26 protein-coding genes are annotated in these 26,376 nt (G+C 65.6%); 12 read left to right on the top strand and 14 right to left on the bottom strand.

All coding sequences use genetic code 11. The features are described from left to right. Positions 1-296: 296 nt before the first annotated feature. On the top strand, positions 297-1,637 hold the full coding sequence (locus HCO70_RS17680) for a mechanosensitive ion channel domain-containing protein (RefSeq protein ID WP_172298613.1): 1,341 nt from the start codon (positions 297-299) through the stop codon (positions 1,635-1,637). 6 nt (positions 1,638-1,643) lie between these two features. Here the strand turns inward: HCO70_RS17680 and HCO70_RS17675 are convergent, their stop codons facing one another. Further along, positions 1,644-2,486, bottom strand: a complete 843-nt coding sequence (locus tag HCO70_RS17675; RefSeq protein ID WP_172298611.1) for a YihY/virulence factor BrkB family protein — start codon at positions 2,484-2,486, stop codon at positions 1,644-1,646. 222 nt (positions 2,487-2,708) lie between these two features. On the opposite strand from HCO70_RS17675, the gene rsfS reads away from it, so the two are divergent. Then, complete coding sequence (rsfS, locus tag HCO70_RS17670; RefSeq protein ID WP_172298609.1) at positions 2,709-3,119, top strand: ribosome silencing factor; 411 nt, start codon at positions 2,709-2,711, stop codon at positions 3,117-3,119. Then, a complete protein-coding gene (gene rlmH, locus HCO70_RS17665; protein WP_172298607.1) occupies positions 3,119-3,589 on the top strand; it encodes a 23S rRNA (pseudouridine(1915)-N(3))-methyltransferase RlmH in 471 nt (156 codons plus the stop codon). Before rsfS ends, rlmH begins: the two co-directional genes overlap by 1 nt. A 6-nt stretch (positions 3,590-3,595) precedes the next feature. Here rlmH and HCO70_RS17660 read toward each other — a convergent pair whose 3' ends face one another. Continuing rightward, positions 3,596-4,150, bottom strand: a complete 555-nt coding sequence (locus HCO70_RS17660) for a GNAT family N-acetyltransferase (protein ID WP_172298605.1) — start codon at positions 4,148-4,150, stop codon at positions 3,596-3,598. A 164-nt stretch (positions 4,151-4,314) separates the two neighbouring features. On the opposite strand from HCO70_RS17660, the gene gpmI reads away from it, so the two are divergent. From gpmI to HCO70_RS17645, 3 genes are read left to right on the top strand one after another with little or no spacing between them, the layout of a single operon-like run. Continuing rightward, complete coding sequence (gpmI, locus tag HCO70_RS17655; RefSeq protein WP_172298603.1) at positions 4,315-5,835, top strand: 2,3-bisphosphoglycerate-independent phosphoglycerate mutase; 1,521 nt, start codon at positions 4,315-4,317, stop codon at positions 5,833-5,835. Further along, the gene (locus tag HCO70_RS17650; protein WP_172298601.1) at positions 5,832-6,947 is read left to right on the top strand and encodes a murein hydrolase activator EnvC; all 1,116 of its coding nucleotides are present in this window, start codon (positions 5,832-5,834) and stop codon (positions 6,945-6,947) included. The genes gpmI and HCO70_RS17650 overlap by 4 nt, the downstream gene beginning before the upstream one ends. A gap of 11 nt (positions 6,948-6,958) precedes the next feature. Then, a complete protein-coding gene (locus HCO70_RS17645) occupies positions 6,959-8,290 on the top strand; it encodes a S41 family peptidase (RefSeq protein WP_172298599.1) in 1,332 nt (443 codons plus the stop codon). Positions 8,291-8,368: 78 nt separating this feature from the next. On the opposite strand, the gene HCO70_RS17640 is transcribed toward HCO70_RS17645, so the two are convergent. Beyond that, entirely contained in the window at positions 8,369-9,247 is an 879-nt protein-coding gene (locus HCO70_RS17640; protein WP_172298597.1) for a polysaccharide deacetylase family protein, read from the bottom strand. Continuing rightward, positions 9,244-9,660 (bottom strand): nuclear transport factor 2 family protein, encoded by a 417-nt coding sequence (locus HCO70_RS17635; RefSeq protein ID WP_172298595.1) that lies wholly within the window; start codon positions 9,658-9,660, stop codon positions 9,244-9,246. Before HCO70_RS17635 ends, HCO70_RS17640 begins: the two co-directional genes overlap by 4 nt. Positions 9,661-9,780: 120 nt before the next feature. On the opposite strand from HCO70_RS17635, the gene HCO70_RS17630 reads away from it, so the two are divergent. The 3 genes from HCO70_RS17630 (at position 9,781) to HCO70_RS17620 (ending at position 13,794) form a co-directional block, all read left to right on the top strand. Further along, on the top strand, positions 9,781-10,263 hold the full coding sequence (locus tag HCO70_RS17630; RefSeq protein ID WP_172298593.1) for an RNA pyrophosphohydrolase: 483 nt from the start codon (positions 9,781-9,783) through the stop codon (positions 10,261-10,263). Then, positions 10,260-10,736, top strand: a complete 477-nt coding sequence (locus HCO70_RS17625; protein WP_172298591.1) for a hypothetical protein — start codon at positions 10,260-10,262, stop codon at positions 10,734-10,736. Before HCO70_RS17630 ends, HCO70_RS17625 begins: the two co-directional genes overlap by 4 nt. A gap of 88 nt (positions 10,737-10,824) precedes the next feature. Further along, on the top strand, positions 10,825-13,794 hold the full coding sequence (locus HCO70_RS17620; RefSeq protein ID WP_172298589.1) for an error-prone DNA polymerase: 2,970 nt from the start codon (positions 10,825-10,827) through the stop codon (positions 13,792-13,794). A gap of 291 nt (positions 13,795-14,085) precedes the next feature. On the opposite strand, the gene HCO70_RS17615 is transcribed toward HCO70_RS17620, so the two are convergent. The 4 genes from HCO70_RS17615 to dapE all read right to left on the bottom strand — a co-directional run bounded on the left by HCO70_RS17615 (position 14,086) and on the right by dapE (position 19,483). Further along, positions 14,086-15,354, bottom strand: coding sequence for a lytic murein transglycosylase (locus HCO70_RS17615; protein WP_253913354.1), 1,269 nt, complete (start codon positions 15,352-15,354; stop codon positions 14,086-14,088). A 93-nt stretch (positions 15,355-15,447) separates the two neighbouring features. Further along, positions 15,448-17,703 carry a ribonuclease R gene (gene rnr / locus HCO70_RS17610; protein ID WP_172298587.1) on the bottom strand — a complete coding sequence of 752 codons (2,256 nt, stop codon included), beginning with the start codon at positions 17,701-17,703 and terminating at the stop codon, positions 15,448-15,450. 31 nt (positions 17,704-17,734) lie between these two features. After that, complete coding sequence (locus tag HCO70_RS17605; protein WP_172298585.1) at positions 17,735-18,316, bottom strand: TIGR04282 family arsenosugar biosynthesis glycosyltransferase; 582 nt, start codon at positions 18,314-18,316, stop codon at positions 17,735-17,737. 18 nt (positions 18,317-18,334) lie between these two features. Next, a complete protein-coding gene (dapE, locus tag HCO70_RS17600) occupies positions 18,335-19,483 on the bottom strand; it encodes a succinyl-diaminopimelate desuccinylase (protein ID WP_172298583.1) in 1,149 nt (382 codons plus the stop codon). A gap of 297 nt (positions 19,484-19,780) precedes the next feature. On the opposite strand from dapE, the gene HCO70_RS17595 reads away from it, so the two are divergent. Continuing rightward, positions 19,781-21,355 (top strand): Hint domain-containing protein, encoded by a 1,575-nt coding sequence (locus HCO70_RS17595; RefSeq protein ID WP_172298581.1) that lies wholly within the window; start codon positions 19,781-19,783, stop codon positions 21,353-21,355. Next, on the top strand, positions 21,352-22,407 hold the full coding sequence (locus HCO70_RS17590; RefSeq protein ID WP_172298579.1) for a Hint domain-containing protein: 1,056 nt from the start codon (positions 21,352-21,354) through the stop codon (positions 22,405-22,407). The genes HCO70_RS17595 and HCO70_RS17590 overlap by 4 nt, the downstream gene beginning before the upstream one ends. A gap of 9 nt (positions 22,408-22,416) precedes the next feature. Here the strand turns inward: HCO70_RS17590 and HCO70_RS17585 are convergent, their stop codons facing one another. The 5 genes from HCO70_RS17585 to dapD form a co-directional block, all read right to left on the bottom strand. Beyond that, complete coding sequence (locus HCO70_RS17585; RefSeq protein ID WP_172298577.1) at positions 22,417-23,067, bottom strand: HAD hydrolase-like protein; 651 nt, start codon at positions 23,065-23,067, stop codon at positions 22,417-22,419. Continuing rightward, positions 23,064-23,402 (bottom strand): hypothetical protein, encoded by a 339-nt coding sequence (locus HCO70_RS17580; RefSeq protein WP_172298575.1) that lies wholly within the window; start codon positions 23,400-23,402, stop codon positions 23,064-23,066. Before HCO70_RS17580 ends, HCO70_RS17585 begins: the two co-directional genes overlap by 4 nt. Before the next feature lie 106 nt (positions 23,403-23,508). Next, on the bottom strand, positions 23,509-23,763 hold the full coding sequence (locus tag HCO70_RS17575; protein ID WP_172298573.1) for a GlsB/YeaQ/YmgE family stress response membrane protein: 255 nt from the start codon (positions 23,761-23,763) through the stop codon (positions 23,509-23,511). A gap of 120 nt (positions 23,764-23,883) precedes the next feature. After that, a complete protein-coding gene (locus HCO70_RS17570; RefSeq protein ID WP_172298571.1) occupies positions 23,884-24,129 on the bottom strand; it encodes a GlsB/YeaQ/YmgE family stress response membrane protein in 246 nt (81 codons plus the stop codon). Between the two features lie 9 nt (positions 24,130-24,138). Continuing rightward, entirely contained in the window at positions 24,139-24,966 is an 828-nt protein-coding gene (dapD, locus tag HCO70_RS17565; protein ID WP_172298569.1) for a 2,3,4,5-tetrahydropyridine-2,6-dicarboxylate N-succinyltransferase, read from the bottom strand. An 88-nt stretch (positions 24,967-25,054) separates the two neighbouring features. On the opposite strand from dapD, the gene HCO70_RS17560 reads away from it, so the two are divergent. Further along, positions 25,055-25,900, top strand: a complete 846-nt coding sequence (locus HCO70_RS17560; RefSeq protein ID WP_172298567.1) for a TIGR00730 family Rossman fold protein — start codon at positions 25,055-25,057, stop codon at positions 25,898-25,900. Between the two features lie 2 nt (positions 25,901-25,902). On the opposite strand, the gene HCO70_RS17555 is transcribed toward HCO70_RS17560, so the two are convergent. Further along, positions 25,903-26,376, bottom strand: a complete 474-nt coding sequence (locus tag HCO70_RS17555; RefSeq protein ID WP_172298565.1) for a CAP domain-containing protein — start codon at positions 26,374-26,376, stop codon at positions 25,903-25,905.

Below are 26,376 nucleotides of genomic sequence, written 5' to 3'. Positions count from 1 at the left end.
GGGCAGTCTATGGGATCACGGGGACAGCGCCAACCAGCGCAGGAAGCAGGCCGGCCGCAAACTTCTGGCCCGAAGGTCATAGCTTTTAAGTTGTATCGAGAAGCCTGGCATCCGGCGTGCCTGAGCCCGAAATCGAAATGTCGGATTGCGCCAGCCGATGCAATTCTCACGCCTCGCATACGATACATCCGGGGCGGCAACACGCAGCGCCGCTCGAACCCTACGAAAATCCTTGATGGCCCGTTGCTTGCTGGAATTGCACCCCCGTGCAACCATATCACCCCGAGGGAGGCGCGATGGAACCGGACATTGACAGCTATGTCGCGACACTGAGCGAGTTCTGGGCGGTGTTCCAGATGCAGGCGTCGCTTCTGCTGATGCCGTCCCGACTGACCCAGATCGCGATCCTGATCGGCTGTTTCGGCATCGCATGGCTGCTGGACCGCTGGACCACGCCACCGATACGGGAATGGATGCGCCAGTTGGAAGGCTGGCCGAAATGGCGCCTGCGGGCGTTGGTCCTGCTCCAGCGGCGGCTGACCCTGATCTACTTCTGCCTGCTTGCGTGGTCCTCCGTGTTCGTGATGGAGTTGATCACCGTCTTCCCGTCAAGGCGCTACATCCTCGCCCTCGCGGCCTCCATTGCCACCGCTTGGCTGGTGGTCAGCCTGACAGCAAGGCTGGTGCGCAACCCGTTCCTGCGGCGGCTGGTAAGCTGGGCGCTCTGGATCTACGTCACCGCCTATTTCCTCGGACTGACCGACGAGGCGACAGACATACTCGACGGCCTGGCCATCGAGTTCGGCAGCTTCCGCCTGTCTGCCCTTGCGATCCTGAAGGCAGCGGTAGTTACGGCGATCCTGTTCACCGCGGCCCGGATAATCGCCAACACCTCCGCCACGCGCATCCGCGACAACGAGGATATTTCGCCCTCGATGCGCGTGCTGCTGGTCAAGGTCGTGCAGATCACCCTGTACTCCGCTGCCTTCTTCATCGGGCTCAAGGCGGTGGGTTTCGACCTGACCGGGCTGGCCGTTCTCTCGGGCGCAATCGGCGTCGGCCTGGGCTTCGGCCTGCAGAAAGTGGTGTCCAACCTCGTCTCCGGCGTGATCATCCTTCTGGACAAGTCAATCAAACCCGGAGACGTCATCTCACTGGGTGAGACCTTTGGTTGGATTAATGCGCTCGGAGCGCGTTATGTGTCCATCACAACGAGGGACGGGAAAGAATACCTAATCCCAAACGAGGACCTCATCACCGGTCAGGTGGTCAACTGGTCCCACTCGAATGACTTTGTGCGGCTCGATATCTTCTTCGGGACCTCTTACAACGACGATCCGCATAAGGTCAGAAAACTCGCGATAGCCGCGGCCTTGAACGTTGACCGCGTGCTATCGCATCGTCCCCCTGTCTGTCACATCGTCGGATTCGGAGATTCCTCCGTCGATTACATCCTGCGTTTCTGGATCACCGACCCGACGCAGGGCCTCACCAACATTCGCGGCAACGTCTACCTGGCGCTATGGGACGCGTTTCAGGAAAACGGCGTGTCGATTCCATTCCCGCAGCGCGAGGTTCGGGTGCTGGAAGGCAGCGAGCTGACAACTCGTCCGGCCCGCCCCTCGGTTCCCGACTGAGAAGGATCACGTCGAACCGGCCGGCTGCACCATGTCGATCTCGGCATTCACCGCGGCGCCGAAAAGCACGGTATAGGCGCTGATCCAGAACCACATCAGCAGGGCGATAACGGCGCCGATCGACCCGTATACCTGATTGTAGTTTCCGAAGTTGGACAGATAGATCGTGAAGCCCGCCGAAGCGATGGCCCAGATCGCCAGTGCAAGTACCGCACCCGCGCTCAGCCAGCGGGGGCGACGTCCGCGGTGGTTCGGTCCGTAGCGATAGACCAGCGACAGCGTAAGCAGCATCACGGTGCCGGTGAGAAGCCAGCGCGCAAGCGAGAGGACAGACTGGGTCGAGTCGCCCAGTGGCAGGAACTGCAGGACAATTGGCACAACAACCACGCTGGCCAAGGCGAAGAACGCCACGGCGACCAGGATGATCGTCATCAGGACGGCCCAGAGCATCGGCCAGAACCCCTTGCGCGATTCCACCCCGTAGGCCGCATTCAGCCCGCGCAGCAAAGCGCCCACGCCAGCGCGAGTCGACCAGATCGCGAAACCGGTGGAGATGATCGTGGTCCAGCCAAGCGTGCTATTGTTGGTGGCGATCAGAGCAGTGACCTGATCGTTCAGCAGTTTATACGCCTCGTTGGGGATGAAGGTTTCAAGCAGGCCCATCTGTTCTTCGATTACATGCGGATCGAACCAGAAGCCCCACAGCGCGATAACGGCTGCCACCGCTGGAAAAATCGCCAGGACACCCCAGAATGCGACACCTGCCGAAATCAGGTCCAGATTTCGCTCGCCGATGGCGCTGAACACTCCTGAAATGACACGCCAGGTCGGCCGCACCGCTTTTTGCATCGAGTTGATCAGTGGTCCGCTCCCCTGCAGTGGTTCGGCAAATTCTCGCGCTTCGTTCCCACAGGTTACCTATTTGCCGCAATTCTGTGCGATTCCCAGCCTGTGGGCGAACAAACCCGCCCCGATCATTGAGAAATCAGGGGGTCGATGCTAATTAATAGGCATGCCCTGCGCCGGGGCTTAGTGCGGCGCGTAGCGAAGGAGGACAATGTCCTGTCTTACATGGCAACGACGGCCAAGGGTGAGGCCGTTACCGGTGCACCGATGACGGATGTCTCGGCGCAAGCTTCAAGCGAGCAACTGCTTGAGCAAATCCTTTCCTCTCTCGAAGACGACAAGGCCGAAGACGTGGTTTCCATCAACTTGCAGGGCAAGTCGGAAATGGCGGACTTCATGGTGATCGCTTCCGGGCGGTCGTCGCGCCAGGTCGCGTCGATTTCGGACAAGCTGGCCGAGCGGCTGAAAGAGCGCTTCGGCCTGGTCTGCAAGACCGAGGGGAAGGACCAGGGCGACTGGGTGCTGATCGACGCGGGCGATATCATCGTCCACGTGTTCCGCCCCGAGGTGCGCGAGTTCTACCAGCTAGAGAAGATGTGGATGAGCCCCGGCGAAGCGGTCGTCGCGAAGGTCTGATGCGTCTGAACATATGCGCGGTCGGGCGGCTAAGGTCCGGACCCGAGCGCGCACTGGTAGACGACTATCTTACCCGGTTCGACCGGACCGGGCGCGGTCTTGGATTGGGTCCCGCAACGCTGACCGAGGTCGAAGACCGCAAGGGTGGCGGCATGGTGGCCGAGGCGGATCTGTTGCGCCGCTCGGTGCCCAAGGGCGCGAAGCTGGCGGTGCTGGACGAGCGCGGCAAGCGCCTCACTTCCCCCGAATTCTCTGAACTGCTTGGACGTTGGCGTGACGAGGGCGTCCAGGATGCGGCATTCCTGATCGGCGGCGCTGACGGGCTCGACCCGTCTCTCCGAAGCGAAGCCGATTTCGCGCTGTGCTTCGGCGCGATGGTCTGGCCGCATATGCTGGTGCGCGTGATGCTGTCCGAGCAACTCTACCGCGCCGCCTCTATCCTCGCCGGCACACCCTATCACCGGGAATAGCCGGGGTCAGATCCTAGGCGGTTCCGGCGCCAGTCGGGAGGTGAGCACATGGTCGCGCCATTCGCCGCCGATCTTCAGATAACGCTTGGCATACCCCTCGCGCTCGAACCCCAGCCTTTCAAGCAGCGCGGCGGAGCGTGCGTTCTCCGGCAGGTAATTCGCCATCACCCGGTTCAACCCCATTTCCCCGAAGGCATGGTCCAGCACCGCTTCCAGCATTTCGGCCATCACGCCCTTCCCCTGCAGCGCGGCGTCCACCGAATACCCCAGTGTGCAGGCCTGAAACACGCCCCGCGCGATGTTAGACAGGTTGGCCGTGGCCACGATCTCTTCGTCGTTGTGCAACCGCGCCACGAAGGGCATGTAACGCCCCGCCGCAGCCTCTGCCACGTTCAGGGCCAGCCGGTCGACCCAGGCGCTCTCGCTGTGATAGCCCTGCGGCCTCGCCGGTTCCCACGGCGCCAGGTGCGCCGCATTGCGCGCCGAGTAGCGCGCAAGCGCGGTCGCGTCCGCGACTGCGGCCACGGTCACGACCAGGCGGGTAGTACGGATCGGTGGCATGGGTTCCTCGAGTGGTCGCGAAACTTTAACGCCGCCAACCGGGGCGCGCAGCAGAAAAGCGCGACGTCGGGTCAGCCTTGGCATTCGGGAATCGCAGGAAAAAAATCCGGTTCAATCCCGGTGGCCACGGGGGTAGACAAACGCTGACAGGCAGGAGCATTCCGATGACCCATCCGAAACCCGTGGTTCTGTGTATTCTCGATGGCTGGGGCTATCGTGAGGAGCGAGAGGCCAATGCTCCCGTTCTCGCTGACACACCGAACTTCGACCGGCTCTGGGAAACCTGCCCGCACGCGTTCCTCACCACTTTCGGACCCGACGTCGGATTGCCGACGGGGCAGATGGGCAACTCGGAAGTTGGCCACACGAATATCGGCGCCGGTCGCGTCGTGGCGATGGACCTGGGCCAGATCGACCTTGCAATCGAGGATGGATCCTTCTTCAGGAATAAGGCCATCCTTGCCTTTGCCGACAAGGTGAAAGCGGCGGGCGGCACCGCGCATCTGATGGGGCTGACCTCCCCCGGCGGCGTCCATGCCCATCAGGACCATATCGTCGCCGCCGCAAAGATCCTGCGCGACAGGGATGTGCCGGTCGCCATTCACGTCATCACCGACGGTCGCGACGTGCCGCCGAAATCCGCCCGCGATACGGTCGCCAGGTTCATCTCCGACCTTCCCGATGGCGTCGAGATCGCCTCTGTCTCCGGCCGATACTACGCGATGGACCGCGACAACCGCTGGGAACGGGTCGAGAAGGCCTATGACGCGATGGTCAAGGGCGACGGCGAAATCGCCGAAAGCGCCGACGACGCGATCGCCCGCGCCTACGACCGCAGCGAGACCGACGAATTCATAACGCCGACCGTTCTGTCCGGCCATGACGGGATCGAGGATGGCGACGGCATCTTCTTCATCAATTTCCGCGCCGACCGCGCCCGCGAAATCCTGCGCGCCATCGGCGAACCGGATTTTTCCGACTTCGACGTTGGCACCCGCCCGCACCTGTCCGCGCTGCTGGGGATGGTCGAGTATTCCGACCGCCACAACAAGTACATGACGACCGCCTATCCGAAGCGGAAGATCGTCGACACGATCGGGGAATGGGTCGCCAAGCACGGGCTGAAGCAATTCCGCCTGGCCGAAACGGAAAAGTACCCGCATGTCACGTTCTTCCTGAACGGCGGCAAGGAAGAGCCGGAAAAGGGTGAGGACCGCTTCATGCCGCCCTCGCCCAAGGTCGCGACCTACGACCTGCAGCCGGAAATGAGCGCTCCGCAGGTGACGGAGAAATTCGTCGAGGCTATCAGGAAGGGCTATGACCTGATCGTCACCAACTACGCCAACCCCGACATGGTCGGGCACACGGGCATCCTCGAGGCCGCGATCAAGGCCTGCGAGACGGTGGATCAGGGGCTCGGCAAGGTGCTGGAGGCGCTCGACAAGGCTGGTGGCGCGATGATTGTCACCGCCGATCACGGTAACTGCGAAACCATGGTCGACCCCGAAACCGGCGGTCCCCACACATCTCACACGACGAACCTCGTGCCGGTCATCGTCTACGGTGCGCCGGACGGGGCAAAGCTGCACGATGGCCGCCTTGCCGACCTTGCGCCGACGCTTCTGCAACTGATGGGGCTGGAACAGCCAGAGGAAATGACCGGGAAGAGCCTGCTCGACATATGAGGCTTGCGACGGTTCTTGCCCTGCTTCTGGCCTTTCCTGCGCATGCGCAGGAAGACCCCGGCGTCATCGCGCGCCGCGCGGCCGGGCAGCTCGAAGCCGCGCAGAACGCTCTTTCCGCGGCAGAGCGCGCCTCGGACCGGGTGCGCGCCCTGACCATGACGATCCGCGCCTACGAGAACGGCCTGACCGCGTTACGCGAAGGATTGCGCCGCGCCGCGATCCGCGAAGCCGCGCTGAGCCGCAGGTTCGAAGCCAAGCGCGAAGAGGTGATGCAGCTTCTGGGCGTGCTGCAATCCATCGAAGCCTCGCCCGCGCCTCTGCTGATGCTTCATCCCGACGGCCCCATCGGCACCGCCCGCTCCGGCATGATCGTCAGCCAGATCACCCCGGCACTGCAGGAGGAAGCCGAAAAGCTGCGCCGCGACCTAGAGGAAATCGCGACGCTCCGCGCCATTCAGGAAAACGCAGCCGAGACCCTGCAACAGGGCCTCGAAGGCGTACAGGAAGCGCGCACTGCCCTGAGCCAGGCGATCTCCAACCGCGTCGACCTGCCAAAACGCCTGCTGAGCGACCCCGAGGCGCTGAGCCGGTTGATCGAAGGGGCGGAAACATTACAGGCATTCGCGGCCGGATTGACCGGCCTCGACGACACCGGCGAGGACCTCCCCGATTTCGACCCGGATCGCGGCGGTCTGCCGCTGCCGGTCTCCGGAACCGTGCTGCGCCGTGCCGGAGAGGCCGACGCTGCCGGCATCTCCCGCCCCGGCATCGTCATCGCGACAGAGCCCCGCGCGCTGGTCACCACGCCCTGGCCCGCAACGATCCGTTACCGCGGGCCCCTTTTGGACTACGGAAATGTGATGATTCTGGAGCCTGGCGGCGGATATCTTTTGGTGTTGGCCGGGCTCGATGAGGTATACGGTGACATTGGCGAAGTTCTGCCGGCCAGCACGCCAGTTGGGCTGATGGGCGGAAATGCACCGGATCGCGCAGCGTTTCTCGCGGACGCCACGGATGGTGGTGGCGTTAACCGCACCGAAACGCTTTATATAGAGGCAAGGCAAGGCGACAGTCCGATTGACCCGGGCAGATGGTTCGCCATTGAAAGATGACGAGGACGCGTATGAAGAAATTCGTAATGGCCGCTTTGGCCGGGACCGTTGCAGGCGCCATCGCGACGACGCAGATCGCCGGCCCGCTTCTGGCGCAGGAAAGCGAGCGCAAGACATCGGTCTATGAACAGCTCGACCTGTTCGGCGACATCTTCGAGCGCATCCGCGCCCAGTATGTCGAGGAGGTCGACGAAGGCGAACTGATCGAAGCCGCGATCAACGGCATGCTGACCTCACTCGATCCGCATTCCAGCTATCTCTCGCCCGACGACGCCGATGACATGCGGGTTCAGACCCGCGGCGAATTCGGCGGCCTCGGCATCGAGGTCACGCAGGAGGACGGCTTCGTCAAGGTCGTCTCGCCGATGGACGATACCCCGGCGGATGAGGCCGGGATGGAGGCCGGAGATTTCATCACCCACGTCGATGGCGAATCCGTGCTCGGCCTGAACCTCGACGAAGCGGTGGAACTGATGCGCGGCCCGGTCGGGTCCGAGATCGTCATCACCGTGGTCCGCGAGGGCATCGACGAACCCTTCGACGTTTCGATCATCCGCGACACCATCAAGCTGACCGCCGTGCGCACCCGGACAGAGGGGCGGACCGTCGTCATGCGCGTGTCCACTTTCAACGACCAGACCTATCCGAACCTCGAAGAGGGCCTGAAGGAAGCGGTCGACGAACTCGGCGGCATGCAGAACATCGACGGCTTCGTCCTCGACCTGCGCAACAACCCGGGCGGCCTGCTGACCCAGGCGATCAAGGTGTCCGACGCTTTCCTCGATGCGGGCGAGGTCGTGTCGACCCGCGGCCGCGATCCGCAGGATGGCGAACGCTACAACGCCACGCCTGGCGACCTGGCCGATGGCAAGCCGATGGTCGTGCTGATCAACGGCGGTTCCGCCTCGGCGTCCGAGATCGTCGCCGGCGCGCTGCAGGACCACCGCCGCGCCATCGTCGTCGGCACCAAGTCCTTCGGCAAGGGCTCGGTCCAGACGGTCATGCCGCTGCGGGGCGACGGCGCCATGCGCCTGACCACCGCGCGCTACTACACCCCGTCCGGCCGCTCGATCCAGGCGCTCGGCGTCTCGCCCGATATCGTCGTGGAACAGCCGACGCCGCATCCGCTCGAGGAAGAGGACGACTCTCCGGTCCGCACACGGTCCGAAGCCGACCTGCGCGGCGCGCTGAACAACGACTCGCTGACCGAGGACGAACGCCGCCAGATCGAGGAAGAACAGGCCGAGGCCGAGGAAGCCGCGAAGCTCCGCGATGAGGACTTCCAGCTGAGCTACGCCGTCGACCTGCTGCACGGCCTGTCGGCAATCGCCTCGGCGGAATAAGGATCTCATCCTGGCCGGCAACGGCCATGCGAAGCAGAGAAGCGGCCCCATCCGGGGCCGTTTTTCATTCAGGAGCGGTCAATCGCCAGTGGCCGCAAGGAATGCGTCGCAGATGTCCTCCGCCCGCGCGATCCAGACAGCGTGGCGATGCCCGGCAATATGCGTCAGCGCCCGGCGCAGATGCCGAAGGCGATAGGGCTGTCCGACGATGTAGGGATGCAGCGCGATGCCCATCACCAGAGATTGGCTCTCCGACTGCTCCAGCATCTCGTCGAAGGTGTCGATGATCATGTCGGCGAACTGCGCCGCCCCGTCCTTGCGCGCCACAATCGCCGGGATATCGTTGACTTCCTGCGGATAAGGCACCGCCAGCAGGTCGCCATGCGCCGTCCGCATCCGCACAGGCTGATCGTCCATGCACCAGTTCAGAGTATAGGCATAGCCCGCCTCTGCCAGCAGGTCGGGCGTGGCACGGCTCTCCGCGATCCACGGGCTCAGCCAGCCCTTCGGCGCTCGCCCTTCGGCTCGAGTCAGCACCCCCGTCGCCTCGGCGATCAGCGCCCGTTCCGCCGCCTCGTCCAGCACGCTCTGCCGCTCGCTGTTCGTACGGCCGTGCCCGGCGATCTCGTCGCCGCGCGCCCGGTGCGCCGCCATCAGCTCGGGCGCATAGTCGTACATCGCGCTGTTCGCCAGCACCGTCGCCGGCAGGTCCAGCGCGTCCAGCAGATCCAGCAGCCGCCACGCCCCAACGCGGTTGCCGTAATCCCGCCAGGCATAGTTCAGCACGTCCGGCTGCGGCCCGCCCGGCGCCAGCTCCGCGCCCAGCCCCTCGCCAAAGGCAAAATGCTCAAGGTTCACGCCCAGATACACCGCCAGCCGCTTTCCGCCCGGCCAGGTGAAATCCGGCCGCCGCGTGATCGGTACATAGTCGTAGCGTCCGTTGCCCGGCAGGCTCACAGCGGCGCCTCGGCCAGCCCGGCACGGTCCAGCAGGATCTCGGCACTGTCGTTCCACACATCCGTGCTGACGATCCGGCCATCGCGCACGGTGAAGATGTCGATATAGCGGTTGCCGTCAAATGGCGTCCCGTCCGGCCATTCACCGTAGAGGTGGCCGGTATTGTAGACCCGCACCTCGCCCGTCTCCTGGTCCAGCGCCACATCGGTCCGCAGGAACCGCTTCTTCACCCAGGCGTAGCGTTTCGCGTTGAACGCCGCACTTCCCGCAGGACCGCCCAGCTTCCGCCCGCCGGTAAAGGTCATCTCGAAATCGTCGGACAGGTATGCCGCCGCACCCTCGGGATCGGGCACCATCGACAGCTCCAGATAGGTCTCCACGATCCGTTTCGCCTCTGCCACCGCATCCGTCATTTCAGGATCCCTCGTTGCCTTCCATCGGTCCTATGCGATCCGGCGCCTCGCGCGCAAGGCGCCCGCTTTCCCTTCGCGGCCGCCTGCCCTACGGTCCCGCCAACCGGACCGGAGCCTGCCATGACCCCCGAAGAGAAACTGACACTCCCCTACCGCCCCTGCGTCGGCGTCGTCCTCGCTAACCCGCAGGGCCTGATCTTCGCCGGAGAGCGCATCGACACGCCCGGCGCCTGGCAGATGCCCCAGGGCGGCATCGACGACGGAGAGCAGCCGCAGGACGCCGCTCTGCGCGAGCTCTACGAGGAAACCGGCGTGACCGCCGATCTCGTGACGGTCGAGGCGGAGGCTCCCGACTGGGTGCAATACGACCTGCCGGACGAGCTGATCGGCAAGGTCTGGAAAGGCCGCTATCGCGGACAGAAGCAGCGCTGGTTCCTGATGCGCTACTACGGCACCGATGAACGCATCGTGATCGACACGGCGCATCCCGAATTCTCCCGCTGGCGGTGGATATCCGCCGACGATCTGATCGACGCCATCGTCCCGTTCAAGCGCGCGACCTATATCGAGGTCATGAACGCTTTCCGGGAGGCACTCCGATGACCCTGCGATTCACCATTCCGCTCGCCGCCGCCTGCCTGGCCGGCACCCAGGCCGCCGCGCTCTCCTGCATGGCCCCTGACGCGATGAAGGCCTTTTCCGACGCCTCCGCGGCCGAAGAGGTCTACATGATTGTGCTGGGGACGTTTTCCGGTGGACCGGGCCCGCGGCCAGACGGCACCACAAATGGCGATAGTCGCGAATACGAGGTCACCTTCGAGGGCCACACGGTCAGCCAGGGCGGCCCAACCGAACCGCTGAGCCAGACCGTGCACGTCGTCGAATCCTGCATCGGCCCCTGGTGCGCCGAACTGCAAACCGACGTGGAAACGCTGACCTTCCTGCGGGTCGACTCGCCCGAGGCGGTGCCGGTGCTGGCGATCGACGCGTGCTATAGCAACGTTTTCCCCCAGCCGACCGAAGAGACGCTCGAGGTCATCAGGGACTGCTTCGCCAACAGCTGCACGGCAAGCTGACGCTCCGTTTCACTTAAGAAAGACGGATTTGATCCGCTGACGAAACGTTCGACTCCACACGAGAACAAAACGTGAATATACTCTCCGCATGCCCTTTGCGGAACTCGACATAACCTCGAATTTCACCTTCCTCACCGGCGGTTCGCACCCCGAGGAATACATGAGCCGCGCCGCCATCCTCGGCATCCCGGCGCTGGCCGTCGCCGATGTGAATTCCGTCGCCGGCATCGTCCGCGCCCATACCAAAATGAAGGAAATCGCCCGCGACGTCCGCCTGCGGCAGGAGGCAGGCCTCATCGGCCCGCCGCGCCCGGCGCATATCCCGAAACCGCCCTCGGCTCCCATCGACACCGTCCCGCGTCTGATCCCCGCCGCCCGCATCGTGCTGGAGGACGGGTTTACCGTGACCGTCCTGCCCCGCGACCGCGCCGCCTGGGGGCGGCTGTCCCGCCTGATCTCCAAGGGCCGTCTCACGGCGGAAAAGGGCAATTGCCTGCTAAACTTCAACGACCTGATGGCATGGGCGGAGGGGCAGGAGATGCTGCTCCACCCGCCAGGGGCGCCCACGGCAAAGGGCGGCGCGGGCGACTGGCAGTCACGGGCGGCACGGCTGGCGCGCAGCTTCCCCGGACAGGTCTCCCTGCTGATGGCGCCGCTCTACGACGGCCAGGACGGCGCGCGCTTCGACCGGCTTGCCGCGCTGGCCGCCGATCTCGGTCTGCCCACCGTCGCCTCCGGCGCACCGGTGATGCATCACGGGCAAAGGCGCAAGCTGACCGACGTGCTGACCGCGATCCGCGAAGGCGTGCGCGTTGATCAGCTTGGCCGTGCCGCGCTGGCCAATTCCGAGCAGCGCCTGCGCTCGGAAGAAGAGATGCTGATCCTTTTCGAAGGCCACGAGGACGCCGTCCACCGCAGCGCAGAGGTCGCCGGACGCTGCGGCTTCGACCTTGCCCAGCTCCGCTACGAATACCCGTCCGAGATCGCCGAGGGCGAGGCCCCCTCCGAGCGCCTGTCGCGCCTCGCCTGGGAGGGGCTGGACTGGCGCTATCCCAACGGTGCGCCGGAAAAGGTGCGGGCGCTGCTGCAGCACGAACTCGACCTGATCGCCAGGTTGAAATACGAACCCTATTTCCTGACCGTCCGCGACGTCGTGCACTACGCCCGCTCCCGCAACATCCTCTGCCAGGGGCGCGGCTCGGCGGCGAATTCGGTCACCTGCTATTGCCTTGGCGTCACCTCGGTCTCGCCCGAGGTCGGCACCATGGTCTTCGAACGCTTCGTATCCGAGGCCCGCGACGAGCCCCCCGATATCGACGTCGATTTCGAGCATGAGCGCCGCGAAGAGGTGATCCAGCACATCTACGAACGCTACGGCCGTCACCGCGCCGGGCTCTGCGCCACTGTGATCCACTATCGCGGCAAGCGCGCCATCCGCGAGGTCGGCCGCGCAATGGGCCTGACCGAGGACACGATCTCGGCGCTCTCCTCCCAGCTCTGGGGCTTCTTCTCGGCAAAGGGGCTGGAGGCGCACCGCATGCGCGAGATCGGGCTGGACCCGCAGGACCTGCGCCTGCAGCAGACCATGGCGCTGATCTACGAGATCATCGGCTTCCCCCGGCACCTCAGCCAGCATGTCGGCGGCTTCATCATGACCGAGGGACGGCTCGACGAACTCTGCCCGATCGAGAACGCGACGATGGAAAACCGCACCGTCATCCCCTGGGACAAGGACGACATCGACGCGCTGGGGATCCTCAAGGTCGACGTGCTGGCACTGGGGATGCTGACCTGCATCCGCAAGGCCTTCGACCTGATCCGCGACCATCACCAGGTCACCTACGATCTCGCCGGCATCCCCTCCGACGATCCGCAGGTCTACGACATGCTCTGCAGGGCGGATTCGCTGGGCGTCTTCCAGGTGGAAAGCCGGGCGCAGATGAACTTCCTGCCGCGGATGAAGCCGCGCACCTTCTACGATCTGGTGATCGAGGTGGCGATCATCCGCCCCGGCCCGATCCAGGGCGACATGGTCCACCCCTATATCCGCCGCCGCAACGGCGAGGAGCAGGTGAAATTCCCCTCCGACGAGCTGGGCAAGGTGCTCAGCAAGACGCTGGGCGTGCCGCTGTTCCAGGAACAGGCGATGCAGATCGCGATCACCGGCGCCGGCTTCACCCCGGAAGAGGCCGACCGCCTGCGCCGGTCGCTCGCCACCTTCAAGAAGCACGGCAACGTGTCGGATTTCCGCGCCCGCTTCCTGAACGGCATGCGGGGGAACGGCTATGACGAGGACTTCGCCCAGCGCTGCTTTTCCCAGATCGAGGGCTTCGGCTCCTACGGTTTCCCGGAATCCCACGCCGCAAGCTTCGCGCTGCTGGTCTACGCCTCCGCCTGGCTGAAATACCACCACCCGGCGATCTTCGCCTGTGCCCTGCTGAACGCGCAGCCGATGGGCTTCTACGCGCCGGCCCAGATCGTCCGCGACGCCCGCGAGCACGGGGTGGAGGTGCGCCCCGTCGACATCAACGCCAGCAACTGGGACAACACGGTAGAGCTGACCGACGAGAACGAGCTGGCCCTGCGGCTGGGCTTCCGCCAGATAAACGGCATGTCCGAGGAGGACGGCGACTGGCTGATGGCCGCCCGCGGCAACGGCTACCGCTCGGTCGAGGATATCCGCCGCCGTGCCGGGCTGGCGCCGAAGATGATCCGCAAGCTGGCAGAGGCCGACGCCTTCGCCAGCCTCTCGCTGCCCCGCCGCCACGCCCTCTGGAACGCGCGCGCCCTGCCCGAGGCAGAGGACCTGCCTCTGTTCAGGGGCGACCTCGACGGCGAGGGGATCGTCGAGCCGCAGGTGTTCCTGCCCGACATGACCCTTGGCGAACAGGTGGTCGAGGATTTCGTCGCCATGCGCCTCAGCCTGCGCGCGCACCCGCTGGCGCTGCTGCGCGACCGCCTGACACCACAGGCGCATGTCGTGGTCCCCCTGCCCGGCAAGCGCGCAAAATCAGTGCCGATGCACTGGCACCCCCGCAACGCGCGGCACTTCGCGTGAGGCGGCTACGGCGGGCCAAAAGAACTTTTTGCCTCCGGCGGAAGTATTTTCGACCAGAAGAAGCAACGGACTATTAACCAAAATCGGACAGGCTGACCCGGCGGTACAGGCGGAAGCGCCGATGACCGTACCAGGAGAAGGCCCCCCGCTACCGGCAACGGAGTGGGGGGCTGGACCATGCTTCTTCTGGTCAGAAATACTTCCGCCGGAGGCTCCCGAACCCGCAAGCATTGCCACGCCGGGCAGACACGTCGCGCCGCCACGGGCGAAAATCGGCGTGCGCGGAAGCGCTCATCTGAGCCGCGTCAGGATCTCCAGCGAGGCATAGCCGTCGGGCACCATGCCGACCGAGGCCTGGAACGCCTTCACCGCGGCGATGGTGTTCGGGCCGATGATCCCGTCCACCCCGTCCGGGTCGAAGCCTTCGGCCAGCAGACGCCGCTGCAGTTCCTGTTTTTCGTCAAAGGACAGGGCGCGGTCGCCGCGTGGCCAGCTGGCCGCGATGGCCGGGCCGCCGGCGATGCGGTCGGCGAGGTGGCCGACGCCGATCACGTAGGCGTCCGCCGTGTTATATTTCTCCAGAACGTGGAAATTCTCGTAGATCACAAAGGCCGCGCCCTTGTGGCCCGCAGGCAGCAGCACCGAGGTCGGCCCGTTCGAGGGCAATTCGCGCCCCTGCAGATCGCGCACGCCCAGCCCGTTCCAGTAGCCCGCCGGCTTCTTGATCCGCTCGCTGGTCTCGGCATAGTCGAACCCGTCCGGCAGCTTCACCTCGATCCCCCAGGGCTGGCCCTTCTTCCAGCCGTGGTGCTGCAGGTAGGCCGCCGTCGAGGCCAGCGCATCCGACGGGTCGTCGCCCCAGATGTTGCGCCTGCCGTCGCCGGTATAGTCCACCGCGTGCGCGAGGTAGGAGCCGGGCATGAACTGCGTATGCCCCATCGCGCCGGCCCAGCTGCCGACCATGTGCGCGCTGTCCACGTCGCCTGACTGGATGATCTTCAGCGCCGCGATCAGCTGTTCCTCGAAGAAATCCGCGCGGCGCGCGTCATAGGCAAGCGACGCCATCGCGGCGACGATCGGCGTGTCGCCAAGGAAAGTGCCATAGGCCGTTTCCAGCCCCCAGATCGCCGCGACGATCTCTTTCTCGACGCCATAGCGCGCCTCGATCCCATCCAGCAATTTGCCGTTGTCGCGCACCGCCGCGCGCCCGTTCGTCACCCGCAGGTCGGACACCGCGGTATCCAGGTATTCCCAGATCTGCTTGGTGAACTCCGCCTGATGCCGGTCGCGCTCCACCACCTTGGCATTGAAGACGATGCCGCGCATCGCCGTGTCGTAGACATCCGCCCGGATGCCCAGCGCCAGGGCGCGCTTGCGGAATTCCTCGATCCAGGCCGGAAAGCTGACGGCGTCGGGGGGATTGCGGGTGGCCGCCACGAGCTCAATCACGGGCCGCGGCTCAGGCAGCCGCGATACCGCCGGGCCGAGCGGGTCGGCCGAAACCACAACAGGCACTGCCCAGAGGGCGCAGGCCATGATCACGCAATGCGGGATGCGCATTCATCGTCCTTTCGTCCTCCCCCAGGTCGCGCACAGTGTATCAGCCCCGAATCGACGGTGGAACCGGAGATCTGACAAATGGGCAAGAGGTTGCTAACGGCGGGTCCGGCGCACCTTGCGGGCGGTCTTCTCGCCCTTCCGTTTCGCCCGCACCGCTTTAGGCCGCTTGAGCTTCGACCGGCCGGGCTGCGGCCCGCGCGGCATCGCGTTGCCGCGCACCTCCAGCAGTTCCAGCATCAGCCCGCCGCTCACCGGCTCGGCCTCGGTCAGGCGCACCGTCACCTCGTCGCCGACCCCCAGCACCAGCCCGCTGTCTGCGCCCATAAGCGTCTGCGCCTGTCCGTCGTAATGGAAGAACTCGCGCCCCATCGTGCGGATCGGGATCAGCCCGTCGGCGCCGGTCTCGTCCAGCCGCACGAAGGCGCCGAAGCGCTGGATCCCGGAAATGCGGCCGGCGAACTCGTTGCCGACGCGGTCGGCGAGATAGGCCGCAAGATACCGGTCGTTGGTGTCGCGCTCGGCGGCCATCGAGCGGCGCTCGGTTTCCGAGATATGCTCCGCCGTCTGCTCCAGATGGTCGATATCCTCGGGGCTCAGACCGTCTTTGCCCCAGCTATGCCCGGTGATCTGCGCCCGGTGCACGATCAGGTCGGCATAGCGCCGGATCGGCGAGGTGAAATGCGCGTAGGCCTTCAGCGCCAGCCCGAAATGCCCGAAGTTCTCCGGCGCGTAATAGGCCTGCTGCATCGAGCGCAGGGTCGACATGTTGATCAGCTCGTCGAACTCGGTGCCCTCGGCCTGGTCCAGCAGCGTGTTCAGGTGCCGCGTATGCAGCACCTGCCCCTTCGCAAGGTTGAACCCGCTGGCCTGCGCCACCTCGCGCAGCGCATCCAGCCGCATCGGGTCCGGCTCTTCGTGCACGCGATACAGCAGCGGGCGGCGGCGCGCGAACAGCTCCTCGGCGGCGGCGACATTGGCGAGGATCATGAATTCCTCGATCAGCCTGTGCGCATCCAGCCGGTCGCGGAAGGCCACGGATTTCACCTGCCCCTCCTCGGTCAGCTCGATCCGCCGCTCCGGCAGGTCCAGGTCCAGCGGCTGCCGTGCCTCGCGCGCCTTCGCGGCGGCCTCGTAGGCGGCGTAGAGCGGACCGATGACATCGTCCATCAGCGGCTCGCATTTTTCGTTCGGCGTCCCGTCGCGCGCGGCCTGCACCTCGCCGTAATTCAGCGAGGCCACGGATTTCATCAGCCCGCGGGTAAACCGGTGGCGGATCTTCTCGCCGGCGGCGTTCAGCACCATTTCGACGGCGATGCAGGCGCGCGGCACGCCCTCGTGCAGCGAACACAGGTCGCCGGACAAGCGGTCGGGCAGCATCGGCACCACCCGATCGGGGAAATAGGTGGAGTTGCCGCGCTTCCGCGCCTCGCGGTCCAGCGCGGAACCGGGCGTCACGTAGGCCGCGACATCCGCGATGGCGACCCAGACGCGGAAGCCGCCCGCGTTCTTCGGGTCCTCGTCGGCACGGGCATGGACCGCATCGTCGTGGTCGCGCGCATCGGCCGGGTCGATGGTGACCAGCGGCAGGTCGCGCAGATCCTCGCGTTTGCCAAGACCCTCGGGCTTCGCGCGATCCGCTTCGGCAATGGCGTCGTCCGGGAAATCGTCGGGTATGCCGTGCTGATGGATCGCGATCAGCGACACCGCCCTCGGCGCCGTCGGATCGCCCAGCCGTGTCACGATGCGCGCCATCGGCAGGCCCATGCGCCCGCGCGGCCCTGCACTTTCTGCCTCGACCAGTTCGCCGTCCTTGGCGCCGTGGGTGGCGCCCGCGTTCACCCGCCATTCCTTGTCGCTGCCCTTGTCGATGGGCACGATGCGGCCGCCCTCGGCGCCCTTGCGGAAAATGCCCAGCACCCGGCGCGGGTTCGATCCGATCTTGCGGATCAGCCGCGCTTCGTAGGCGTGGCCTTCGCCCTTCACCTCGGTCAGCCGGGCAAGGATACGGTCGCCGCCGCCCATCGCCGGATCGGAGGCGCGCGGCATCAGCAGGATCTTCGGTTCCGGCCCGTCGCCCTGCCATTCCAGCGGTTTCGCGAACAGGTCGCCATCGGCATCCGGCGCCTGCACCTCCAGCACCGAGACGGGTGGCAGCTTGTCAGGGTCGCGGTAGGTCTTGCGCCGCTTCTCCAGATGTCCCTCGGATTCCAGCTCCTTCAGCATCCGCTTCAGGTCGATCCGCTGCTGCCCCTTGATGCCGAAGGCACGCGCGATATCGCGCTTCGAGGTCTGCGTCGGATGCGCCGAAATCCAGTCGAGTATCTGCTGTTTCGTGGGAAGGCTGCTCATGCGTTTGCGGTATCACGGAGCGCGCCGGACGTCATGCGGAAAGGTCAGCGGCCTCGTCCACGTCGCGAAGCACCGCCGCGTAACCGATGCGGATGCCTTCAAGCGAGGCAACGCTGTCCGCCAGCGCATGTTCCGTGGACCATCGGACATCGCCGAAGATCCCCGCTGGCACCGCCGCCGTCCGCTTCAGCCCGACAAGCCAGTAGCCGCCATCCTCTGCCGGTCCAAAGACCGCATCATGGCGCTGTATCAGCCGAAAGGCCCCGGCGATATGCGCCGTCGTGATCCCTGGAATATCCGCCCCGATCACCGCCACCGGTCCCGGCGGCATCGACCGCAGCAGCCGCGCCATCCGGTCTCCCAGGTCGCCCGCCCCCTGCGGAACGCGCGGCAGATGCGCGGGCCAGACCCGGCTGGCCATCCCCTCGGCATCCGGGGAAACCGCCAGCACCAGCCGCCAGCGCGGGTCCTGCAGCCGCCGGATCAGCGACAGGCTTTGCCGCCGGAACCACCAGGCCGCCGCGACCATGCCGATCCCGCGCCCCAGACGGGTCTTCACCCGCCCCGGCCGCGGCTCCTTCACCATGATGACAAGCGTAGGCCTGCGGCGCATCAGCCCCGACCCGGGCGGTCAGGCAAAATATGCCTCAAGGATCTTGCGGTATATGCCCTTCAGTTGAACGATCTGCTCCACCGGCACGTTCTCGTCCACCTTGTGCATTGTCTTCCCGACCAGCCCGAATTCCACCACCGGGCAGTGATCCTTGATGAACCGCGCGTCCGAGGTCCCTCCCGTGGTCGACAGCTCCGGCGCGATACCCGTCTCTGCCTCGACCACGCCCGCCACCAGCGCCGACAGGTCCCCCGGCGGCGTCAGAAAGCTCTCGCCCGACACCTTCACGGTCACCGCGAATTCCACCCCGGTCTCCGCCGTGACCTGATCCGCCGTCGCCCGCAGCCATGCTGCCAGGCCATCCGAGTCATGCGCATCGTTGAAACGGATGTTCACCGTCGCCCGGCAGGCCGCCGGGATCACGTTATTGGCCGGGTTGCCGGTGTCGATCGTGGTCACCGCCAGCGTCGTGGCGTCAAAAAACTCCGTCCCCGAGTCCAGCTCGTGCGACGCCAGTCTGTCGCACAACCGCGCCATGGCCGAGACCGGGTTCTTTGCCCGGTGCGGATAGGCCGAATGCCCCTGCACGCCCTTCGCCACGAAGAAGGCCGACATCGACCCGCGCCGCCCGATCTTGATCATCTCGCCCATATTCTCTGGGCAGGTCGGCTCTCCGACCACGCAGACCGACATCCGCTCGCCCTGCTCCGCCATCCAGTCCAGCAGCGCCGTCGTCCCGTCCACCGCGTCGCCTTCCTCGTCGCCGGTGATCGCAAGCACCACCGCGCCCTCGGGCGGCGTCTCGCGCACGAAATCCATCGCCGCCGCGGCGAAGGCCGCCACGCCGGATTTCATGTCCGTCGCCCCACGCCCCCACAGGATGCCATCTTCCACCGCGCCGCCGAACGGATCACGTGTCCAGGCTGCCTCGTCCCCCACCGGCACGACGTCGGTGTGCCCGTTGAACCCGAAGGTCCTCACGTTCCCCTTCGCGCCCCAGCGCGCGTACAAGTTCGACACTTCGCCCCGGTCCAGGCGCCAGCACTGGAAACCTGCAGAGGTCAGCTCCGCCTCCAGCAGCCGCAGTGCGCCACCTTCCTCTGGCGTCACGGACGGGCAGCGGATCAGGCGGGCGGTCAGGTCGACGGGATCGACGGGGTCGGTCATGCAAGGGCTCCTTCGATTCCAGGATTGCTACTATCCCGCCCCGCCGCGCGCAATCGGACGCGCAGCGGAAACACCTGTGACCATTTCGACTCACGACGCGCCCCGATACGCGCCGCCCGCCGGATTTTCCTCGCCAAGACGGGCCGCGCTTGGGCAAAACACCAGTAAAAGAGGCAGTAGAACGCCGCACAAGCGGCACGGGCAGTCAGCTTGCGGGAATGGTGATCGGCGTTGCGTTCAGGCGCGGCGCTGGGACTCGTGGGTGCCGTCCAGCCTCTTCGAGGCAGGAGAGTCGGGATGGTCAGAGCACGCACGTTGCCCATCGACACCAACGCGTCCGCGATGGAGATGGCCGAGGCCATCTTCGGCGACGGCGTGGAAGTTGTCGCTGCGACCTATACCGGCGACGACCGTTCTTCTGGCATCTATTCGAATGGCGACAGCATCTCGCCCGACGCGACGCCCTCCGACACAGGCGTGATCCTGTCCACCGGACAGGCCAGCGGATTCACCAACAGCCGCGGTCAGTCGAACCAGGATACAAACCAGACAACCTCGTCGAACGGCGTTAACAACGACGACGACTTCAACGACCTCGTCGGCACCAACACCTACGACGCCGCCTGGATCGAGGCCGACTTCATCCCGCAGGGCGACACCCTGACGATGCAGTTCGTCTTCTCCTCCGACGAATATCCCGAATACGCCAACTCCATCTACAACGACGCGGTCGGCGTCTGGATCAACGGCGTACCGGCGCAGATCACCGTGGGCGACGGCTCCACCAGCGTCGGAAACGTCAACCAGATCAACAATATCAACCTCTACAACGACAACACGTCCGACCAGTACAATACCGAGATGGACGGGTTCACCGTCACCATGACTCTGACCATCCCGGTCAACGCGGGCGTGGTGAACTCGATCCGCATCGGCATCGCCGACGTGTCGGACGCGAACTACGACTCCAACCTTCTGATCGCCGGCAACAGCGTGCAGACCGTCCTGATCGCCAACGAGGACGAGGTCCGCATCGACCCCGGCGAAAGCAAGACCATCGACGTTCTGGCGAACGATCACAGCTCCACCGGCGGCACGCTTCACGTCACCCACATCAACGGGGTCGCGGTAAATGCGGGCGATCAGGTCACGCTGCCGAACGGGCAGGAAGTGACCCTGAACGCCGACGGCACCTTCACGATCCACGTCGACAGCGACGAGGAGATCGCGAATTTCACCTACGCGATCGCCGACGACCTGGGCCATACCGACACCGGCTACGTCACCGTCAGCACGGTGCCCTGCTTCGTCGCCGGCACGCTGATCCGCACGCCCGCGGGCGAGGTTCCGGCAGAAACCCTGCGCCCCGGCGACCTTGTCCTGACCCAGGACAACGGCCCGCAGCCCCTGCGCTGGATCGGCAGGCGCCGTGTCGCCGCCATTGGCAAATTCGCCCCGATCCGCATCGCCGCCCACACCTTCGGCACCCATCGCACCCTGATGGTCTCGCCGCAGCACCGCATCCTGATCCGCGACACGATGGCCGAGCTTCTCTTCGGCGAGGGCGAGGTGCTCGTGCCCGCCCTTCACCTGCTGAACGGCCGCACCGTCACCCGGGTAGAAGGCGGCACCGTCGACTACGTCCACCTGCTGTTCGACGCGCATCAGGTGGTGATCTCCGAAGGGCTGCCCAGCGAAAGCTTCCTGCCCGGCCCGCAGACCAGCGGGCTGTTCGAACCCGATGTGCTCAACGAAATCCGCGCGCTGTTCCCCCAGCTCGACCCGACCACCGGCGAAGGCTACGGCCCCGCCGCGCGCCGGACGCTGAAGGGGTACGAGGCGCGCGTCCTGATCGAAGGAGTCGCCGCATGACCTGGCTTGCAATCTCGGACGGCCGCCACTGCCTGCGCGCACCGCAGGGCAAGGACCTCGATGACCTGATCACGCGCGGCAGCGTGATGATCGAGGTCCAGCTTTACGGCGACCGGCCGCAGAAGCTGAACATGATCGAGATGGAGCGCACCAACGGCTGGTTCCGCCGCTTCTCGGTGACGCTGGCGAAGAACGCGCATATCTCCGTCGAGCACCGGCAGGCCGACACGATCACCCAGGCGATCCTGAAAAAGCCGCGCACCACCTCGCACGATACCCTGCGCCTGACCTATTCCTGGGACGCACCCGCGCGGCGCGGCGTGCTGACCGCGGAAAACACCACCTCCGGCACCGCCGTCCATGCGTTCTTCGAGGAACCGCAGCCGCTGCTGGGCGAGGACATCCACGATCTCGTCAACGGGCAGGCCTTCATCGACCCGGCCGTGTCGCTCTTCGCCGTGTCCGACCGGATCGAACCCTCCGGCCCGATGCCCGGCTTCCTTGAAGGCAGCTGGATCGGCACCCCCGACGGCCCCCGCCGCATCGAGGATCTTGCGGAAGGCGACGAGGTTCTGACCGCCCGCAACGGCGCCCAGCCGATCCGTCATCTGGTGTCGCATGAAATGCCTGCCACCGGCAGCTTCCGCCCCGTCCGCCTGCGCGCGCCCTTCCTCGGACTGCGCACCGATCTCTGTGTCGCGCCGCATCACCGGATCCGGGTCAACGGCACCGACACGGAATACCTGTTTGGAAACGAGAATGCGCTGGTCGAGGCGCGACACCTCGGCCCGATGATCGGACCGGCGCATGCCGGGTCCGGCGCGACCGCCCGCTACTACCAGATGGTCCTCGATCACCATGACTGCGTGAACGTGGCCGGCGGCTGGGCGGAAAGCCTGTATCTGGGCGATCTCGCCCGGCAGCCCGCGCGGCAGACCTGCTCGCTCTTCGCCGGCATCCCGGCGGGCCGCCTTCCGGTACACGAGGAAATCGCCGGAACGGTGCTGGAGCCCTACGAGGCAAGCGTGCTGGTCGCGAACCTCTGCGCCTAGGCGCCGCCGCTATCCGGCGGCGCGCCCCGACAGCAGCGTTTCGATGACGCGCGGCAGATCCGAAGGCGCCTCGCAGATCGCATCCGCCTGGTCCAGTTCGTCATCCGTACCATAGCCCCAGCGGACACCCACCGTCGCCATCCCGTTCTTCTGCCCGGCCACGATGTCGTGCACCCGGTCGCCCACCATCACGGCCGTCTCCGCCATCACTCCGGTCTGGCCCAGCGCATGTACCAGCAACTCTGCCTTGTCGTTCCGGGTGCCGTCCATCTCCGGCCCGAACTGCGCCTCCAGATACCCGTCCAGCCCGAACCGTTCGGTGATCTGCACCGCGTAGACATGCGGCTTTGCGGTCGCCAGGAACAGCCGGTGCCCGGCGGCCCGCAGCGCCGCCAGAGCCTCCGCTATCCCGTCATAGACCGCGCAATCGAACATGCCGCCGCCGGAATAGGCTTCTCGATAAGCGGCCAGCGCCGCCGCCGGGTCCGCGGCGCCAAGCTTGGCGAAACTGTCGATCAGCGCCGGCCCGATCATCCAGGTCAGCTCTTCCGGGTCCTGCTCCGGCAGGCCGACAGCCTTCAGCGCATAGGCGGCAGACCCGGTGATCCCCGGCTTCGGATCGGTCAGCGTCCCGTCGAGATCCAGGAAGACCGCGCTCACGCCTCGCCCTCCTTGTCGTAGAACGGCGTCATCTGCGCCACGATCACCGAGTTTTCCTGCAGCGCCCGGTCCATCAGCCCGCGTTCCTCGTCGGAAATCTCGTGGCCTTCCTCCAGCCGCTCCTCCAGCGTTCCGTAACCCGTCACGTCCAGCGGGTTCATGTCCGCCTGCTTCAGGATAGCCACCGTCTCGCGCACCGCCTCCGCCTCGTCCACGCCAGAGGCGTAGCACATAAGCGCCGCGCCCGTTGATCCATCTGGCAGCCCGTCACCGGCCTTGCGGCCGACCTCGACCAGCAGGGTGTAGACCTGTTGCGGTTTCTTTTCCTTTTTCATGGCCGCCCGATACCACCCGTATCCGGGCCGCACCAGCGCTTTGACCGCAAAGAAAAGGCCCGCCGCAGGCAGCGACGGGCCGGAATTCAAACGCCAGCAGGGCGCGTCAGGTCGTGCGCCGGATCATCCGTGCGATCCAGATCAGCAGGCAGGCCCCGATGAAGCCGATGATCAGCTGTCCGATCCAGCCGCCGAGCGTTCCGCCGACGATCGCCATAAGAATGGCGTTCAGAACGATCGCCCCGACGATGCCGAGGATGATGTTCATCAGGATGCCCATGTTCGATTTCATGAATTGTTCCGCGAGCCACCCCGCGATGCCGCCGATAATGATGGCAGCCAGCCAGCCGATGCCGGTCATGACGTCTCCCTCTCGTTACGAATGCCCGCTTCCCGGCGGGCTGACGCAAAGGAAACGCCGGGCAACCGCGTTTTGTTCCGCGATACGCCGTGGCGGGCCGTCCCGGCAGGACGGTCCCTTCTACTTGTTCATCTGCCTGTAGCCCCAGATCAGCAGGCAGGCGCCGAGCAGACCGACGATCAGCTGCGGGACAAGGGCGTTCTCGGCGTAAAAGCCGAGAAGGTTCAGGATCAGGTTCAGGACGAAGGCGCCCACGATCCCAAGAATGATGTTCACGATGATCCCGGTGTTCGCCTTCATGATTATGCTGGCGATCCAGCCGGCCAGCCCGCCGACAATGATGGATCCGATCAGTCCCAGTCCCATGGCACCCTCCTAGTCCCGAAGCAGTTCGTTGATCCCGGTCTTCGACCTTGTCTTCTCGTCCACCCGCTTCACGATCACCGCGCAGTACAGATGCACGCCGCCCTTCGACGGCATCGAGCCCGCGACGACCACCGAATAGGGCGGTACCTCACCATACATGACCTCGCCGGTCTCGCGATCCAGAATCTTGGTCGACTGGCCAAGGAACACGCCCATCCCCAGGACCGCTCCCTCGCGGACGATCACGCCTTCGACCACTTCGGACCGGGCGCCGATAAAGCAGTTATCCTCGATGATGACCGGGCCCGCCTGCAGCGGTTCCAGCACGCCGCCGATGCCCACGCCGCCGGACAGGTGCACGCCCTTGCCGATCTGCGCGCAGGATCCGACCGTGGCCCAGGTGTCCACCATCGTGCCGCTGTCGACATAAGCGCCGAGGTTCACGAAGGACGGCATCAGCACGACGCCGGGCGCGATATAGGCCGACTTGCGAACGACGCAGTTCGGCACGGCGCGGAAGCCCGCGGCCTTCCACTGGTTGTCGCCCCAGCCCTTGAACTTCGAGTCGACCTTGTCCCACCAGCCGCCGCCCTGCGGGCCGCCGTCCTGCTGTTCCATGTCCTTGATGCGAAAGCCCAGCAGCACGGCCTTCTTGGCCCACTGGTTGACCTGCCAGTTGCCGTCCGCCTGCCTTTCCGCCACCCGCAGCTCGCCGGAATCCAGCGCGTTCAGCGTGTCCTCGATGGCCTCGCGGGTCTCGCCCGTGGTCGCGGGGGTGATCGTATCGCGCGCCTCCCAGGCGGCTTCGATGGCGGTTTCAAGCTGGGCGTTGGACATCGGGGCGCTCCGCATTCCGTTGGGTCTTTGTCGGGTTGTGGCTATAGAGGCTCGATGTAGGCGGTGCAATGCAAGGCAGGAGGCAGCGATGAAGGATTTCGGCAAGCACAGGTTCCCCGACGCACATCAGGACAGGGAAAACGCGCGGCAGACCCCTGATACGCCGCAGACCCGCGCCCCGGCCTACCGGCTGGCCTTCGAGGATGACGATTTCCTGTGCCGGGACGAACTGCGCCCCGTGCGGCTGCAGCTCGAACTGATGAAGCCGGAACTGCTGCTGTCAGAATACGGCGTCGAATCCACCATCGTCCTGTTCGGCGGCGCCCGCGTGCCCGAACCCTCCCGCAGGGCCGAGGCGCGGACCGAGACGCTGGCCGACCTGTCCATATACTACGAGGAAGCGCGCAAGTTCTCCCGCCTGATGACCGAGCGCGGGCAATGCGGCGCAGGCGGGCGCGAGAACGTCATCGTCACCGGAGGCGGCCCCGGCGTGATGGAGGCCGGCAATCGCGGCGCCGAAGAGGCCGGCGGCGTCTCCATCGGCCTCAACATCGTCCTCCCGCACGAGCAGGCGCCGAACAGCTACGTCACCCCAGACCTGTGCTTCAACTTCCACTACTTCGCGATCCGCAAGATGCACTTCCTCCTGCGCGCCAAAGCGGTCTGCATCTTCCCCGGCGGCTTCGGCACGATGGACGAACTGTTCGAGACGCTCTGCCTGATCCAGACGAAAAAGATGGACCCGATCCCGCTGCTGCTGTTCGGGCGGGCGTTCTGGGAGAAGATCGTGAACTGGCAGGCGCTGGCCGAAGCGGGCACCATCGCGGAAAGCGACCTGCAGCTCTTCCGCTTCGTCGAAACGGCGGAAGAGGCCATCGAAGCCATCGACAATTGGGAAGATCCGCGCGCCGCGCCCGGCGGCGCGCGGCAATAGCCTTACAGAGGCGACGCCAGCACCATCGCCCAGTACGGACGGCCGCCATTGACTGCCAGCGCCACGCCGATCTCGCGCGCGCCGCTCAGCATGTTGCGGCGGTGGCCGGAGGATTTGGCCCAGCTTTCCATCACCTGCCCCGCGGAACGCTGGCCAAAGGCCACGTTCTCGGCCACGAAGGTCCAGCGATAGCCGACGCCATTCACGCGGTCGGCGATGGACGATCCGTTCTGTCCGGTATGGGTCATGTTCTTCGTCGCGGCCATGTGGCAGGCCTGATCCTGCGCCGCCTTCATCAGCGCGGGCGAGATCCGCAGCGGCGGCAGGCCCTTCTGGCGCCGCAGCGCATTCGTCTCCGCGACGACCTGCTGCGCGGCGGCTTCGGATCCGCCGGGGCGTGAGCACGCGGCCTGCACCGGCAAAGCCAGCGTAATGAACACAATAAGGGCGGCAATCGGTCGTACTAGCTTGGTCAA

The sequence above is a fragment of the Pseudoruegeria sp. HB172150 genome, assembly GCF_013184805.1.
Lineage (GTDB): Bacteria > Pseudomonadota > Alphaproteobacteria > Rhodobacterales > Rhodobacteraceae > Psychromarinibacter.
The sequence above is the reverse complement of the archived record's forward strand: the minus strand, read 5'-3'. Positions and strand labels throughout refer to the sequence as shown.

What these genes read in the sequence shown, in the direction of transcription:
- rnr (WP_172298587.1), bottom strand. Translation starts at nt 17,703, where the DNA reads ATGAGCAGCCTTCCCACGAAACAGCAGATACTCGACTGGATTTCGGCG.
- rlmH (WP_172298607.1), top strand. Translation starts at nt 3,119, where the DNA reads ATGCGTCTGAACATATGCGCGGTCGGGCGGCTAAGGTCCGGACCCGAG.
- dapD (WP_172298569.1), bottom strand. Translation starts at nt 24,966, where the DNA reads ATGTCCAACGCCCAGCTTGAAACCGCCATCGAAGCCGCCTGGGAGGCG.
- HCO70_RS17680 (WP_172298613.1), top strand. Translation starts at nt 297, where the DNA reads ATGGAACCGGACATTGACAGCTATGTCGCGACACTGAGCGAGTTCTGG.
- HCO70_RS17620 (WP_172298589.1), top strand. Translation starts at nt 10,825, where the DNA reads ATGCCCTTTGCGGAACTCGACATAACCTCGAATTTCACCTTCCTCACC.
- HCO70_RS17580 (WP_172298575.1), bottom strand. Translation starts at nt 23,402, where the DNA reads ATGAAAAAGGAAAAGAAACCGCAACAGGTCTACACCCTGCTGGTCGAG.
- HCO70_RS17615 (WP_253913354.1), bottom strand. Translation starts at nt 15,354, where the DNA reads ATGCGCATCCCGCATTGCGTGATCATGGCCTGCGCCCTCTGGGCAGTG.
- dapE (WP_172298583.1), bottom strand. Translation starts at nt 19,483, where the DNA reads ATGACCGACCCCGTCGATCCCGTCGACCTGACCGCCCGCCTGATCCGC.
- gpmI (WP_172298603.1), top strand. Translation starts at nt 4,315, where the DNA reads ATGACCCATCCGAAACCCGTGGTTCTGTGTATTCTCGATGGCTGGGGC.
- HCO70_RS17675 (WP_172298611.1), bottom strand. Translation starts at nt 2,486, where the DNA reads ATGCAAAAAGCGGTGCGGCCGACCTGGCGTGTCATTTCAGGAGTGTTC.
- HCO70_RS17650 (WP_172298601.1), top strand. Translation starts at nt 5,832, where the DNA reads ATGAGGCTTGCGACGGTTCTTGCCCTGCTTCTGGCCTTTCCTGCGCAT.
- HCO70_RS17575 (WP_172298573.1), bottom strand. Translation starts at nt 23,763, where the DNA reads ATGACCGGCATCGGCTGGCTGGCTGCCATCATTATCGGCGGCATCGCG.
- HCO70_RS17570 (WP_172298571.1), bottom strand. Translation starts at nt 24,129, where the DNA reads ATGGGACTGGGACTGATCGGATCCATCATTGTCGGCGGGCTGGCCGGC.
- HCO70_RS17630 (WP_172298593.1), top strand. Translation starts at nt 9,781, where the DNA reads ATGACCCCCGAAGAGAAACTGACACTCCCCTACCGCCCCTGCGTCGGC.
- HCO70_RS17645 (WP_172298599.1), top strand. Translation starts at nt 6,959, where the DNA reads ATGAAGAAATTCGTAATGGCCGCTTTGGCCGGGACCGTTGCAGGCGCC.
- HCO70_RS17590 (WP_172298579.1), top strand. Translation starts at nt 21,352, where the DNA reads ATGACCTGGCTTGCAATCTCGGACGGCCGCCACTGCCTGCGCGCACCG.
- HCO70_RS17660 (WP_172298605.1), bottom strand. Translation starts at nt 4,150, where the DNA reads ATGCCACCGATCCGTACTACCCGCCTGGTCGTGACCGTGGCCGCAGTC.
- HCO70_RS17635 (WP_172298595.1), bottom strand. Translation starts at nt 9,660, where the DNA reads ATGACGGATGCGGTGGCAGAGGCGAAACGGATCGTGGAGACCTATCTG.
- HCO70_RS17605 (WP_172298585.1), bottom strand. Translation starts at nt 18,316, where the DNA reads ATGCGCCGCAGGCCTACGCTTGTCATCATGGTGAAGGAGCCGCGGCCG.
- HCO70_RS17560 (WP_172298567.1), top strand. Translation starts at nt 25,055, where the DNA reads ATGAAGGATTTCGGCAAGCACAGGTTCCCCGACGCACATCAGGACAGG.
- rsfS (WP_172298609.1), top strand. Translation starts at nt 2,709, where the DNA reads ATGGCAACGACGGCCAAGGGTGAGGCCGTTACCGGTGCACCGATGACG.
- HCO70_RS17625 (WP_172298591.1), top strand. Translation starts at nt 10,260, where the DNA reads ATGACCCTGCGATTCACCATTCCGCTCGCCGCCGCCTGCCTGGCCGGC.
- HCO70_RS17595 (WP_172298581.1), top strand. Translation starts at nt 19,781, where the DNA reads ATGGTCAGAGCACGCACGTTGCCCATCGACACCAACGCGTCCGCGATG.